This window comes from Halopseudomonas litoralis (assembly GCF_900105005.1).
Classification (GTDB): Bacteria; Pseudomonadota; Gammaproteobacteria; order Pseudomonadales; family Pseudomonadaceae; genus Halopseudomonas; species Halopseudomonas litoralis.
This window is the reverse complement of record NZ_LT629748.1, coordinates 3,541,719-3,555,395: the sequence shown is the minus strand read 5'-3', so window position 1 is coordinate 3,555,395 and position 13,677 is coordinate 3,541,719. Positions and strand designations below refer to the sequence as shown.

Below are 13,677 nucleotides of genomic sequence, written 5' to 3'. Positions count from 1 at the left end.
CTTACCCAGAGGATTCCGACCTTGGATGTTGGTGCCCGACTGAAGACTATCCGCAAGCTCAAAGGGCTGTCCCAGCGGGAGCTGGCAAAGCGCGCCGGCGTAACCAACAGCACCATTTCGATGATCGAGAAGAACAGTGTCAGTCCCTCCGTCAGCTCATTGAAGAAGGTACTGGCCGGCATACCGATGTCGCTGGTGGATTTCTTCGCTGTGGAAACACCCGCTCAGCCGCGCAAGGTGGTTTATCGCACTGACGAACTGCTGGATATCGGCAGTAACGAAGTGATCATGCAGTTGGTCGGCAAGGACCACCCCGGTCGTCACCTGTCATTTCTGCGTGAAACCTATCCGCCTGCCGCTGATACCGGACCGGACATGCTCAGTCATGACGGCGAGGAGGCGGGTATTGTGGTGCAAGGCTGTCTGGAACTCACGGTCGGCGCCGAGGTGCATATCCTCGGCACCGGTGACAGCTACTATTTCGAGAGCAGCCAGCCGCATCGTTTCAATAATCCCTTCGATGAGCCCTGTGTGCTGATCAGCGCAACCACACCGGCAAATTTCTGATTCTCACTCCCATCGCTCAATTGGGCGGATAGGTGCTGAGAATCTGCGCTGCCCGCTCATGCATTTCACGGCTGCGTTCAAGGGGCGTCGAGCGGTCCCGCACGGTCTGGCTGTCACTGCCGCGCCAGACCAGGCGTCCATCCTTGGCGTCGAGCAAGTCGATCTGCAAGGTCATGACCTGATACTCCATCGTCCGGGTCTGACTGTAGCTCGGGCCGCCCCAATAGGGCCCCCAGTAACCCCAGCCGCCGCCGTAGTGGGTCGTCACGTTATCCCGACGCTGCTCGATAACCACTGAGGTGCGTACCTGCAGATCTGCGCCCGCCGCTTCCTGCGCCGGGCGCAATCCGCGCACATCCAATTGGGCACTGACTGCCTCCAGTACCCGTTGAGTGGTCAGATCACTGGCCAGACGTGGGTCATTGGCAGGGGTATAGGTAACCGGCGGATCAGCCCAGGTCCATGTCTGGTACTGGCTGAAATCCCGGCTCAGGTCGAAATCCGCGCGTGGTCCGGTGGCCTGACAGGCCCCCAGCAGCAACATCGAAAGCAATATCATTGAACGCAACATGGGACCCTCGGTTGCATCGGTGGGTATATGAAATCAGACTGTCTGAGCAGTTGATGGTTCTATGCTATGTTGCAGCCACTGGCAGCAGCAATTGGAAGTGCGCACCCTCGCCGGGATGTGAGTGCAGGGAGATCTGCCCACCGTGCAACTGCACAATTTCCCGGCACAGTGCGAGCCCCAGGCCGACTCCACCCCGACTGGCACCGATCTGCACGAAGGGTTCAAATATGCGTGCCTGTTGCCCGTAAGGAACGCCCTCTCCCTGGTCTTCAACGGCGATCAGCAAACGTTCGTCCTGCATCATAGCGCGCAGGCGTACGGTGCCGCCGGGTTGACTGTGACGCAAAGCATTGGCCAGCAGGTTGTCGAGCACCCGTTCGATCTGCAAACGATCCCATTGCACCGTCGGCAGGTCCGCAGCACAGTCCACTTCCAGCGTAAGCCCCTGCTCTTCTGCTGGACCATTGAACCGCTCGCGGGCCTGGGTCAACAAGGCATCAATCTGGCAGGGGCTGCGCTCCAGTTTCTGCAAGCCATTCTGGTAACGGGAGAAATCCAGCAGTTCGTTGATCAGGCGCACCAATCGGTGCATTTCCTCGTCCACTGTGCGCAGCAGTTCGCCCTCACGCGAGTCGGCCGGAAACCGCAGGCGTTCGAGCAATAGTGCAAAGGCCATATGCATACCGGCTACCGGGGTGCGCAGCTCATGTGAGGCGCGCAACACGAACTCGCTGCGGATGCGCTCGAAGGCGCGCTGCTCGGTGACATCATGCAACACCATCACCATGCCCCCGGTGTGACTGACAGGGGTGATGCTGTAGGTCAGCAAGCGCGATTCATCATGCACCGACAGTTCTCCCAACACCCCGCTCTGCGTGATGCCCCCCGCCACTTGCCACAGCTGCTCATCCAGTTCCGGACGCTGCAATGCCTCACTGGCGCTGAGGCCGAGCTGGCGCGAGCCCAAACCCAGTTGCCGCCCGGCGACAGGGTTGAAGTGTTCCAGGCGCCCGCTGCGATCAAACATCAGCAGACCGTCATCAATGCTGTCGAGCACCGCCTGCAACCGCCGCTGTTCCGTCAGCAGCGCCTCCACGTCACTATGGCGGAACTGCTGCAACGCCGCGGCCATCAGGCCGAAGCGTCGACTCAAGGTAGCCAGTTCGGCCACCGGGGTCACCGGCAGGGTGACGCGAAAATCACCCTTGCCTATCAGGTTGGCCGCCTCAGCCAGCGCCTCGATCGGGCGACCGAAGCGCTGTGCGATGCTGTGGGCGGTTATCAGCCCGAGCACCAATACCGCCACGCCGACCAGCCCCAGCAAGCCGGCAATCAGCCAGGCGCGCTCCCGGGCGTGCTGTTCGCCGGCGCGCAACTGCACCAGATAATATTTGAGCATGACATCAATACGATTGTGGATAGTACTGAAATGGTCTCGCAGCTCATCACTGCCGAGCATCTGCTGGCGTACCGCCAATGGCTCGGCGAGCAGCTCCTCGAACACGGAATAGACCTGAGCCAGCTGCTCCAACTCCTGAATATCGTGATCATCCACAGCCTCCTGTCTCGCCTTATCCAGCCAGCGATCGAAACGCGCATCGGCCGCATGGATCGCCGCCAGATCGGGCTCTTCCGCTAATAGCAGGGTGAATTGATGGTTCAGGGCCTGACTCAACCCCATGGCCGATTCGATACTGCTCAGGTTGCTGGTCATGGCCTGGCTCTGAGCGCGGGTCAGATGCAGTACGCTGAAGATCCCCAGCAGCAGGCCGATAAGTGCGACTGTGAGCAACGCCCCATTGCTGAGAAACAGCCGGCTGCGCAGCTTCACAGGCCGAGCTGCTTGCGCTTGCGGTACAGTGTGGAGGAGTCGATTCCGAGTATCCGCGCGGCTTGATCCAGGGTGCCACTGTTACCCAGCACGGCGGTGATATGTGCTCGCTCAAGCTCCTCAAGACTGAGCTCCCCTCCTGCCCGCGGCACATTACCTGTGGGTAAGCCTTCAAATCCGAGATGTGCCAGATCGACCAGTTCGTCGGTGCAGATGATGCTGGCACGCTCAATCATGTTGCGCAGTTCGCGAATATTACCGGGCCACGGATACCGCTGCAGCGCAGCCAGCGCGGCTTCGCTGAAGCCGCGGGCAGGCCGTGCGTAATCACTGACAAAACGCAGCAGAAACCGCTCCGCCAGATCGGGGATATCCTCAGGTCGCTCACGCAGGGGGGGTAATGTCAGCGTAATGACATTGAGCCGATAGAACAGATCTTCGCGAAACGTACCCTCGGCCGCCATTTCCTGCAGATTGCGGTTGGTGGCGGACAGGATGCGCACGTCGGCCTGGCGCGTCTGTGGATCGCCGACCCGCTCGTATTCACGATCCTGGATGAAACGCAGCAGCTTGGGCTGCAAGGCCAGCGGAAAGTCACCTATCTCATCCAGAAACAGGGTACCACCATCGGCCTGATTGACCCGGCCCAGGGTATTCTCCGTGGCGCCGGTAAACGCACCGCGAGCGTGGCCGAACAACTCGCTTTCCATCAGCTCCGCACTCAGCGATGGGCAGTTGACCGTCACACAATCGCGTTTGCTGCGCTTGCTCCATCCGTGAATGGCCCGCGCCAGTTCGCCCTTGCCGGTACCCGACTCGCCGAGGATGAGGATATTGGCGTCGGTATCGGCCACCTGCCGCGCTGTGTCCAATACCGATCTCATCGCCGGGCAACGTGAGTTCAGATCAGTACCCGCCGCCGGCGCCTGTTGCTCCAGCGCCTGCAGGCGCGCCGCCATGCGGCTGGTCTCAAGCTGCCCGGCGGCCGCCATACGCAGCTGTTCAGGACTGCAGGGTTTGACCAGGTAATCCGCCGCACCTGCCTGCATTGCATTGACCGCCGTGTCGATCGCCGAGTGTGCGGTCACTATCACCACCCGCATCCACGGCGCCAGAACCCGCAGCCGCGCCAGCACATCCAGGCCATCATCAGCACCCAGCCGCAGATCAAGAAAGCACAGATCAAATACCTGAGCCTGTACCAGGGCTTCCGCCTGTTCCCCCGTGCTGGCGGTTGCGATAGCGTATCCCTCATCCTCAAGACAGTAACGAAAGGTGCGCAGGATGGCCGGCTCGTCGTCCACCAGCAGAATGCGTCCTTCTTTATCAATTGTGTGCATCGCCCGCTCCGGTTTTCCCTGTTGCTTATTTAGTCACCGGTCCGTCGTGCAAGTTGCACGGTTATTTTTTACGACTCTTGCAATGTGCACGGCAACGACTTTTTCGAAAAACAGTAACCATCTGAATTAATTGAATATTTTTATAAAACATAATTGGCATGACTACTGCAACGGTAATAAGCGAACGGCAACATGCCGCTGAATAGGAGCACAGAAATGCATACATTGAAGAAACTCGCCATTGCTACCGCAACCGTTGGATTCATGGCCCTGAGCCCGATGGCAGTCCATGCCGAAGACGGTGACATGACTCGTCAGCTCACCGAAGCCCGTCAGGAAGGTTCTGTCTGGACCGCCTTCGCTCTCAACCAGCATCTCAGTCCTTTCAGCATTGATGTCGAGATTGAAAATGGCGTCGCAGTGCTGACCGGTGAAGTCGAATCGCAAGTCGATCGGGATCTCGCCGAACAGGTGGCACTTGGAGTAGAAGGTGTCAGCGAAGTGGACAACCAGCTCAAGGTCGAGGGTGAAAACGCCGACCGTACTGACAACAAGGACGGCAGCTTTTCCGATCGCTTCAATGATGCAACCACCACCGCGACAGTGAAGTCCAAGCTTTTGTGGAATCGTAATACTGAAGGGCTGGATATCAATGTTACTACCAAGAATGGCGTGGTGACGCTGGAAGGCAATGCCAACTCCGACACCGCCAGTGAACTGGCCGAACGGCTGGCGCGCAATACTGAAGGTGTTCGCCAGGTAGACAACAAGCTGAATATCAATGCCGAAGCGGGTACCGCTGACAAGGCCAAGGCCAAAGCGAACGAGGCCGGTGGCGCCATCAGCGATGCCTGGATTACCAGCAAGGTCAAATCCAGCTTCCTGCTCAGCAGCAATCTCGACGGTCTGGATATTTCAGTGGATACCAAGGGCGGTGAAGTCACATTGAGCGGTCATGTGAATACCTCTGCCGAGAAAGATCTGGCCGTGGAAACTGCCGAAAACCTGCGCGGTGTGAAGAGTGTCAATGCCGACGCCCTGAAAGTCGGAACCGATAGCTGAACCCGGCGTCGGCCTGGCCGATGCATTGAACAGCTTTCAGACAATTGAGGAGAAATGCCATGTTAAGTTGGGCTATTACTTTCCTGATCATCGCCATCATCGCCGCCGTACTGGGCTTCGGTGGTATCGCAGGCACCGCTACGGGGATCGCCAAGATTCTGTTTGTGGTCTTTCTGGTGCTCTTCGTCGTGTCCTTTATCATGGGTCGTCGACCCAAGCTATAGACTGCATCAACTGAAGCGCAAACTCGTACCGGCCACGTAATGTGGCCGGTTTTGGTTGTGCTCACACTGACTCCCCCCACCGGCCTGTTCCCACAGTGACAGCACCGGGCACCCGAGTTATGCTCGGTACAGCACTGCATCTCGCCGTGCGCGATAACGGGAGTCATCATGTCGAGGAAGCTGGAAGAGGGCTACCGCGAGAAGGCACTGAAAATGTATCCCTGGGTATGCGGGCGCTGCGCGCGGGAGTTCACCGGCAAGCGCATCAGCGAATTGACCGTGCACCACCGGGACCATAATCATGACAACAACCCCGAAGACGGTTCCAACTGGGAGCTGCTGTGCCTGTATTGTCATGACAACGAACACTCCCGCTACACCGATCAGCAGTACTTCAGCGATTCTTCCACGGCCAGTCCGCAGGCCAGTGTCGCCAAACACAAGGCTCTAGCGGGACTGGCGGAACTGCTGACAGCGCGGGACGCTGCCGACTGAGTCGGCGCAGGGCTTTGTAACTGCGACTTTCAGCCTCTTGCCCCGCTTCATCTCCAACGTATAGCCTTGTCGCCCTTATTCTTTCAAGGAGCATCGTCGCTGTGCGGATTACAGTCTGGGATCTGCCTTTGCGGTTATTTCACTGGCTGCTGGTGTTGGCAGTGACCGGTGCGCTGGTCACCATCAACCTCGGTGGCAGCTGGATGGAATGGCATGCCAGGTTCGGCCTGGCCGTGGTCGGTCTGATGGCTTTCCGTCTGGTCTGGGGCGTATTGGGCTCCACACATTCCCGGTTTGCCAACTTTTTCCCCTCACTTGCAGCCATCGGCCGCTATTATCGTGGGCAGTGGCAGGGCCTCGGACACAATCCGCTCGGAGCATTGTCAGTTTACGCTTCGCTCGGCCTGTTTGCCTTTCAGGCTATCAGCGGTCTGTTCGCCAGTGATGACATCGCCTTTGGTGGTCCGCTGACGCGGGCGGTCTCTTCCAGCACAGTGGCGACCTTGAGCAGCTGGCACCGTCAGACCGAGTGGTGGATGTATCTGCTGGTCGGACTGCACCTGTTGGCGATTATCATCTATCGCCTGCGCGGCAAACAGCTGGTGGGACCGATGATCCATGGCCAGGTTGATGCACACGAGACGACCGAGAAGCCGCGAGGTGGGGGGCTGGTTGCCTTTATCGTGACATTATTGATAGCTGCAGCGGTGGTGTGGGCCGCCAACGGCAGCTGGATTCCAATGCCAGCTCCCGCGCCCGCGCCGGCCTGGTAAGTCTGTGCGGGCGAGCCCGCACAGGGGACCGAGTTACTTCTGCCGATACTTGTCGTGGCAGGATTTGCAAGTCTGACCCACTTCACCGAAAGCCACTCGAATAGCCGCCTGATCATCGCTGGCGGCTGCCGCTGCCAGCTTGCCCGTGGTGTCGCTCAGGCGAGCAGAGATCTTTGCAACGTCATCGAAATTGTCGAACATTTCCGGCTTGACGCGGGTGGTCTGAGCACCGACCTGCTTGTCAGTACCCGGTCCGTAAAGCGCACCCATCCCTGAATTGGCGATGGCGGCAATGGTGTTGGCCGCCGTAGCAACCTGAGTTTGATTGTAGGCGACGCTCTGGTCGATGACCTGTGCCTTGATCTTGCCCATGTTCCAGGACATATAGCTGTAACCGGCTTTGCGCAGTTCGATCTGTTCTTCAGGCGATACGGCCTGTGCGCTCAGGCTGAGGCTTAGCAGCGCCGCGCTCAGTACACCGGCTATCACGGATCTGTTCACGTTTTACTCCTTGTTTGATGTTGTCTCGGAGGCAGCCAGGCTGCCGCGCCACGTTATATAACGGGCGCGCCGGTAAAATACCAGTAGCCAATGGTTTCAAGCTGTTTTGGGGGTGTGCTCTGCGTCCGCTTCCGACAATGGCCGCTTGAAGCCACTCAGGGTATTGAAGGCGATATGTGTGCTGGGAAATATCTCGGCGACCTGCTCCCTTATCCAGTCTGTCTGCTCCAGCTGATCCATTACCGGCCCTTTGACCTCTGCCAGATGGATCTGGATATCGCGCTCGTTCAGGCCCAGGCTCAGCTCGAGCAGCATATCCAGCCCGGTGCTATCGATATGGTTAACCGCTGACAGGATCAGCAACAGCTCGCGGGTATCGGGATAATCGCGCAGGGCCTGCAGAATCGATCGCTCGATGGCTTTGGTATTGGCGAAAAAGATATTTTCATCAATACGGATAGCCAGCAGTTGCGGCTCGGTTTCCACCAGGTGACGTTGGGTATTGCGGAAATAATGCGTCCCCGGTACGCGACCGACAATCGCCACATGAGGCCGACTGCCGCGCCATAGCTGAGTCACGATCGACAGACCGACACCCAACACGATGCCGCCTTCAATACCCAGCACCAATACGCCGGCGGCGGTGCCCGCCAGGGTCAATCCTTCGCGCCGGTCGTAACGCCAGGCACGGCGCAGAGCAGCAGTATCGATTAACGGCACCACCGCCACCAGAATCACCACCGCCAGTACCACCAATGGCAGCCAGGCAAACAGGGGCGCAATGGTCAGCAGGATAAGACCGATCACCAGCGCGGATACCACGCCGGCCAGCGGGGTATTGGCCCCGGCCTCGACGTTCACTCCCGAACGTGAAAAACCGCCACATACGGCAAAACCACCGGTTAATGCCGAACCCACATTGGCCGTGCCCAGCGCCAACAACTCGCGGTCGGGATCGATGCTCTGGCGCTTGCGCCGCGCCAGTGATTGGGCGATGGAGACACTTTCAACGAAGCTCACCAGACTGATCAGTGCAGCGGGCAACAGCAATGCCTGCAAGGTGGACAGATCCGGCGAGCTCCAGACCAGCGATGGCAGCCCCGCCGGCAAGCTACCCACCACCGGCACCCCACGCGCACCCAAATCCCCGACGATGGTGAGCAGTAACCCGAGCAGCACAACCAGTATGGGCGCCAAGCGTGCCAGCAGGCGTGCCGCTGACGCGCCGATGCCGAACCGCTGCAGGTGCCCGGCCAGGCGGCTGCGGGCATACAGCAGCCAGGCCAGTGCCACCAGCCCCATGCCCAGCACCAGGCTGTTGACCGGCGTCCATGCTGCCAGCAACTGCGCGGGAGACGACGGCAGACTGGCCAGACCGAACAGATGCGGCAGCTGACTGAACATGATCAGGATGGACGCACCGCTGATGAAACCGCTGATGACCGGATGACTGAGAAAGTTGGCCAGAAAACCCATGCGCAATAGACCCAGCACGAACAGCATGACGCCCGACAGCAGCGCGAGCCAGATGGCCAGCTGAAGATAGTGCTCACTGCCGATACTGGCCAGCGGCGCCAACAGGGCTGCGGTCATCAGTGCGGTTACCGCCACCGGGCCGACGGACATGCTCATGCTGGTGCCAAACAGGGCATAACCGATCAGCGGCAGCAAGCTGGCATACAGGCCAATCTGTACCGGCAAGCCGGCCAGCATGGCATAGGCCATGCTTTGTGGAATGATCATGATGGCCGTAACCACACCCGCCACCAGATCCCCGCCGAGCCAGGCGAGACGGTAGTGACGCAGCCAGGCCAACAGCTCCTCGCCGCCGGGTGGCTGCAACCGGGGGTTGATGTGCATCAGATGAACGTCTCCATGGCCCTGCGATGGCCATAGTGTAGCGCCAGCCGTTAGGCAGCGCATGGTTGCCGGTCAATCAGCGGGGACTGGCCGGGACGGGTTGGTGAATGAGTCGTCATTCCGGGACTGGAGCCGGTTGAGCGAATCATTGATACTCAAACCTTCGCAAATAACCAGTAACTGGCAGGGACCCCATGAACCAACAACGCTTTGATCTGACAGGCAAAACAGCGCTGGTAACCGGTGCATCCAGCGGCCTCGGCGCGCATTTCGCACGGGTACTGGCCAGTGCCGGCGCTCGGGTCGTGCTGGCCGCACGCCGTATCGATCGGCTGCAGACACTGGTGGCCGAACTGCAGGCAGCGGGCCACCAAGCGCTGGCGGTGCCGATGGACGTCACCGATGCCGACAGCGTCAATCACGGCTTCGAGCAGGCCGAACAGCAGTGGGATCTGGTGGATATTGTGGTGAATAACGCCGGCATCGCCGATCCGGTGATGTTTCTGAACATGACCGAAGGCAACTGGCGCAGCATGATCGACACCAATCTGGATGGCGCCTGGCGGGTAGCTCATCGGGCCAGCCTGGCCATGGCCAGGACGGAACGGGGCGGCTGCGTGATCAATATCGCCTCCATCCTCGGACTGCGCGTGGGCACCGCGCTGAGTCATTATGCCGTGGCCAAGGCGGGTATAGTGCAGTTGACCAAGGCCATGGCGTTGGAGCTGGCGCGCAATAATATCCGCGTCAATGCCATTGCTCCCGGCTATTTCCGCACCGACATGAATGGCGATTACTTCGACACCCCTCAGGGCCAGGACTATATCCGCAGCAAGGTACCCATGCGCCGGCTGGGCCAACTTGACGAGCTGGACGGCCCGCTGCTGTTGCTCGCCAGCGAAGCAGGCTCATTCATCACCGGCACCATCATCAACGTGGATGGCGGACATGTGAGCAACAGCCTCTGAGGCATGGCTGTCGCCAGTCAATCAGAGCTTTTCCAGACAGCTGGCCAGGGTATTGCCGAGCGTCTCCAGCAATTGTTCATAGCCTTGTGCGTTGGGTGTTATATCCATGCCCAGCGGGTCCAGTTCGGCGCTGCGTACCGGCAGGCCGGCGGTAATGGTTTCCGCCCGTCGCGCCGGAAACTGCGGCTCGCGGAATACGCAGCTGGGTCCGGCAGCGGTGAGCTGTTGACGCAGAGTATTGACATGCCTGGCGCCGGGCTGAATTTCTTCGGACAGGGTGAACACCCCGCGCGGGTGGACACCGAGACTGTCCTGCAGATAGCCATAGGCATCATGGAAGACGAAGTAGGGTTTGTCGGCCAGTGGCTGCAGGCGCTGACGCTGGCGCTCGTGCAACTGGTCGAGGCGCTGGATGAAGTCCGCAGCGTTACGCTGCAGGCGTTCGCCATGCTCGGGGTACAACCCCGCAAGGTCCGTCGCCATCCACTGAGCAATATGCTGCGCATTGCGCACCGACAACCAGATATGCGGATCGCGACTGCCGGGTGCATGTTGGTGATCGTCATGCTCATGGGCTGAATGTTGAGTATCATGGCCGTGCTCGTCATGCTCGTCAGCATGCTGGTGCGCGTCATCGAAGCTGCGCAGCGTCACTCCCGATATGACATCCAGACGGCGAGCTCTGGGCTGGCTGTCGAGCAACTGTTGCAGAAAGCGCTCCAGATCCGGGCCAACCCAGTAGAGACGATCAGCGCTGGCAATTCGCCGGCGGTCCGAGGGGCGTAGCGCGTAATTGTGCGGTGATGCGCCTGGCGGCAACAATACATCGGGCTCGGCGACACCATCCAGCACGGCGGCAGCAATCAGCTGCACTGGCTTGATGGTGGTCAGCACGCTGGGCGTCGCGGCCATGGCAGACATGGACATGCTCAGGGTACAGGCCAGAGCAAACAGGAAACGCGGCAACATTGAGGATACCTCAGGGCAGGTTAATTGTTATATAATAACAGCCGCTTTCCCAAGTTCGCTACAGGTGCGAGATGAATGACCCCACAGTGCTGGAAGACCCCCATTGTCCGCATGATCATAGCCAATGCGTCAGCGATGCACTGACTGCGGCCGAGCTAGTCTGTGAGCGGGCCGGGGCGCGATTGACCACGTTGCGCAAACGCGTACTGGAACTGGTCTGGCAGAGCCACAGGCCCCTGGGTGCATATGATCTGTTGGATACGCTGACGCGGGAAGATGACCGACGCCCCGCGCCACCCACGGTATACCGCGCATTGGATTTCCTGCAGGAACAAGGTCTGGTTCACAGAATCGCCTCACTGAACGCCTTCATCGGCTGCGCCAACCCCGAGCATGTGCATCAGGGTCATTTCCTCATCTGTCGTACATGTCGGGTAGCGATAGAACTGGACCAGACGCTGCTCCAGCCAACTATTGCAGACATCGCCCAGCAGATGGGCTTTGTCGTGGAAGCCGAAACCGTGGAAATAGCCGGTGTGTGCGCGCATTGTCAGGAGGCTGCATGAGCGACAGCCTGCTGAGCCTGAGTAATGTCGCCCTGCAACGCCACGGCAATACCATTCTTGAAGACATCTCACTGCAGGTGCGGCGCGGTGAAATCGTTACCCTGATCGGCCCCAACGGTGCCGGCAAAACCAGTCTGGTACGTATCGTGCTGGGTCTGCTCAAGGCGGACAGCGGCGCGGTTCATCGTCAGCCGCGGTTACGTATCGGTTATATGCCACAGAAGCTGCAAGTGGATGCGACCCTGCCGTTGAGCGTGCTGCGCTTTCTGCTGCTGGCACCAGGAGTCAAGCGGCCAGCGGCGCTGCAGGCGCTGGAAGAAGTCGGCGCGGCGCATCTGGCGCAGCGGCCCTTGCAGCAGGTTTCCGGCGGCGAGCAGCAACGCATCCTGCTGGCGCGGGCACTGCTCCGTCAGCCCGATCTGCTGGTACTCGACGAGCCGGTGCAGGGCGTGGACGTCAATGGTCAGATCGAACTGTACCAATTGATCACCCGCCTGCGTGACCGCTACGGCTGTGGCGTATTGATGGTATCCCATGATCTGCACCTGGTCATGGCTACCACCAATACCGTGGTCTGTCTCAACCGCCATATCTGCTGCTCAGGTCGCCCGGAACAGGTCAGTGCCGACCCCGCCTTCGTCGCTCTGTTCGGCAAGCAGGCCAGTGCTCTGGCGATCTACAACCACCAGCATGACCACAGCCACGACATGCACGGCGAAGTCATCGATACCTCTCATCACCACCCGGACGGATCTGCCTGCAACCATGCCTGACTTTCTTCTCTATGCACTACTGGCGGGCCTCGGGCTGGCGCTGGTAGCAGGTCCCCTGGGTTCTTTCGTGGTCTGGCGGCGCATGGCCTATTTCGGCGACACCCTGGCGCATTCCGCACTGCTCGGCGTGGCTTTGGGCACACTGCTTCAGATCAACCTGACCCTTGCCGTGACCGTCGGCTGCGTCTTGCTGGCGGTGTTGCTGGTTGCCATGCAGAACCGCAAATGGCTGGCCAGCGACACACTGTTGGGCATTCTCGCGCATAGCACCCTGTCTCTCGGACTGGTGGTGCTGGCGCTGACTGACAATGTGCGAGTGGACCTGATGGCCTACCTGTTCGGCGATCTGCTGGCGATCACCTCGACGGACCTGGCCTGGATGCTCGGTGGGCTGGTGCTGGTAATGGTGCTCATGATATGGCTCTGGCGGCGTTTGCTGTCGGTGACTGTGCATGAAGAGCTGGCCCGGGTCGAAGGCTTGCCGGTGAGCGCAATCAGGCTGGCACTGATGCTGCTGATTGCCATCGTCATCGCCGTGGCGATGAAAGTGGTGGGTGTACTGCTGATCACGTCATTGCTGATCATTCCCCCGGCTGCTGCCCAGCGCCATGCGCGCACCCCGGAGCAAATGGCCCTCGGCGCCAGCTTTCTGGGCTGTCTGGCCGTGCTCGGTGGATTGGTACTGTCATGGAATCTGGATACGCCGGCCGGCCCATCAATTGTAGTAAGTGCGGCGGGGTTGTTCATGTTGGCGCTGCTGGTGCCGCGCAAGGCGTGATCCGGTATTACACAGATATAGGCGCAGCCCGGGTTTCTTGTAGAGTCGCGCCTATAGACATTGGTAGTAGTCTACCTACTTCCACGTCACTTCTCGGCCGCTCTCTATCAGCGCCAACTCTTTGTTAATCATCGTTTTGTCTTTTCTGTGCCAATCCTCGACAAAGGGCATCGAGTGCCTTCGCGTTTGACGCAAGATCCATTTCTAAGCTAGATTGTTCGCAGAAAGACTTAATGTTCGCCATGCGAACATTTATCTCACGGCGGATATCCCAAAGAGTTCTCAACTCTGAAGAGAGGTCTATTCTGTGGCTAGACCAAATCGGCCCAGTTTGCGTATTACATACGCTTGATGCGGTATGTCGCGCATTCATATTGCAAGCAGTTAAGAACAATCAGT

General features: G+C 59.4%; 15 protein-coding genes. 9 read left to right on the top strand and 6 right to left on the bottom strand.

Annotation, left to right across the window (positions count from 1 at the left end; translation table 11 throughout):
* Positions 1 to 21 precede the first annotated feature (21 nt).
* Positions 22 to 567, top strand: a complete 546-nt coding sequence (locus BLU11_RS16955; RefSeq protein WP_090275440.1) for a cupin domain-containing protein — start codon at positions 22 to 24, stop codon at positions 565 to 567.
* A gap of 16 nt (positions 568 to 583) precedes the next feature.
* On the opposite strand, the gene BLU11_RS16950 is transcribed toward BLU11_RS16955, so the two are convergent.
* From BLU11_RS16950 to algB, 3 genes are all read right to left on the bottom strand, one after another.
* Positions 584 to 1,138: a DUF4136 domain-containing protein gene (locus BLU11_RS16950; RefSeq protein WP_090275438.1), complete on the bottom strand. Its 555-nt coding sequence runs from the start codon at positions 1,136 to 1,138 to the stop codon at positions 584 to 586.
* A 64-nt stretch (positions 1,139 to 1,202) separates the two neighbouring features.
* Positions 1,203 to 2,969 (bottom strand): ATP-binding protein, encoded by a 1,767-nt coding sequence (locus BLU11_RS16945; RefSeq protein WP_090275436.1) that lies wholly within the window; start codon positions 2,967 to 2,969, stop codon positions 1,203 to 1,205.
* Positions 2,966 to 4,309 (bottom strand): sigma-54-dependent response regulator transcription factor AlgB, encoded by a 1,344-nt coding sequence (algB, locus tag BLU11_RS16940; protein ID WP_090275433.1) that lies wholly within the window; start codon positions 4,307 to 4,309, stop codon positions 2,966 to 2,968. Before algB ends, BLU11_RS16945 begins: the two co-directional genes overlap by 4 nt.
* Before the next feature lie 216 nt (positions 4,310 to 4,525).
* Between algB and BLU11_RS16935 the strand changes: the two genes are divergently transcribed.
* The 4 genes from BLU11_RS16935 (at position 4,526) to BLU11_RS16920 (ending at position 6,863) form a co-directional block, all read left to right on the top strand.
* Complete coding sequence (locus BLU11_RS16935) at positions 4,526 to 5,371, top strand: BON domain-containing protein (protein ID WP_090275430.1); 846 nt, start codon at positions 4,526 to 4,528, stop codon at positions 5,369 to 5,371.
* 59 nt (positions 5,372 to 5,430) lie between these two features.
* Complete coding sequence (locus BLU11_RS16930) at positions 5,431 to 5,595, top strand: DUF1328 domain-containing protein (RefSeq protein ID WP_036991535.1); 165 nt, start codon at positions 5,431 to 5,433, stop codon at positions 5,593 to 5,595.
* A 168-nt stretch (positions 5,596 to 5,763) separates the two neighbouring features.
* Positions 5,764 to 6,090, top strand: a complete 327-nt coding sequence (locus tag BLU11_RS16925; RefSeq protein WP_090275427.1) for a YajD family HNH nuclease — start codon at positions 5,764 to 5,766, stop codon at positions 6,088 to 6,090.
* 101 nt (positions 6,091 to 6,191) lie between these two features.
* Entirely contained in the window at positions 6,192 to 6,863 is a 672-nt protein-coding gene (locus BLU11_RS16920; protein WP_197674217.1) for a cytochrome b/b6 domain-containing protein, read from the top strand.
* A gap of 33 nt (positions 6,864 to 6,896) precedes the next feature.
* Here the strand turns inward: BLU11_RS16920 and BLU11_RS16915 are convergent, their stop codons facing one another.
* Together BLU11_RS16915 and BLU11_RS16910 are read right to left on the bottom strand one after the other, a co-directional pair.
* Complete coding sequence (locus tag BLU11_RS16915; protein ID WP_090275421.1) at positions 6,897 to 7,364, bottom strand: c-type cytochrome; 468 nt, start codon at positions 7,362 to 7,364, stop codon at positions 6,897 to 6,899.
* 96 nt (positions 7,365 to 7,460) lie between these two features.
* Positions 7,461 to 9,224 carry a SulP family inorganic anion transporter gene (locus BLU11_RS16910; RefSeq protein WP_090275418.1) on the bottom strand — a complete coding sequence of 588 codons (1,764 nt, stop codon included), beginning with the start codon at positions 9,222 to 9,224 and terminating at the stop codon, positions 7,461 to 7,463.
* Between the two features lie 194 nt (positions 9,225 to 9,418).
* Here BLU11_RS16910 and BLU11_RS16905 point away from each other — a divergent pair, with 194 nt between their 5' ends.
* Positions 9,419 to 10,192, top strand: a complete 774-nt coding sequence (locus tag BLU11_RS16905; RefSeq protein WP_090275416.1) for an SDR family NAD(P)-dependent oxidoreductase — start codon at positions 9,419 to 9,421, stop codon at positions 10,190 to 10,192.
* Between the two features lie 21 nt (positions 10,193 to 10,213).
* Here BLU11_RS16905 and znuA read toward each other — a convergent pair whose 3' ends face one another.
* Positions 10,214 to 11,161 (bottom strand): zinc ABC transporter substrate-binding protein ZnuA, encoded by a 948-nt coding sequence (znuA, locus tag BLU11_RS16900; RefSeq protein WP_090275415.1) that lies wholly within the window; start codon positions 11,159 to 11,161, stop codon positions 10,214 to 10,216.
* Positions 11,162 to 11,232: 71 nt separating this feature from the next.
* Between znuA and BLU11_RS16895 the strand changes: the two genes are divergently transcribed.
* From BLU11_RS16895 to znuB, 3 genes are read left to right on the top strand one after another with little or no spacing between them, the layout of a single operon-like run.
* The gene (locus tag BLU11_RS16895; RefSeq protein WP_090275414.1) at positions 11,233 to 11,727 is read left to right on the top strand and encodes a Fur family transcriptional regulator; all 495 of its coding nucleotides are present in this window, start codon (positions 11,233 to 11,235) and stop codon (positions 11,725 to 11,727) included.
* Positions 11,724 to 12,500: a zinc ABC transporter ATP-binding protein ZnuC gene (znuC, locus tag BLU11_RS16890; protein WP_090275412.1), complete on the top strand. Its 777-nt coding sequence runs from the start codon at positions 11,724 to 11,726 to the stop codon at positions 12,498 to 12,500. Before BLU11_RS16895 ends, znuC begins: the two co-directional genes overlap by 4 nt.
* Positions 12,493 to 13,278 (top strand): zinc ABC transporter permease subunit ZnuB, encoded by a 786-nt coding sequence (gene znuB, locus BLU11_RS16885; protein ID WP_090275409.1) that lies wholly within the window; start codon positions 12,493 to 12,495, stop codon positions 13,276 to 13,278. The genes znuC and znuB overlap by 8 nt, the downstream gene beginning before the upstream one ends.
* Positions 13,279 to 13,677: the final 399 nt, after the last annotated feature.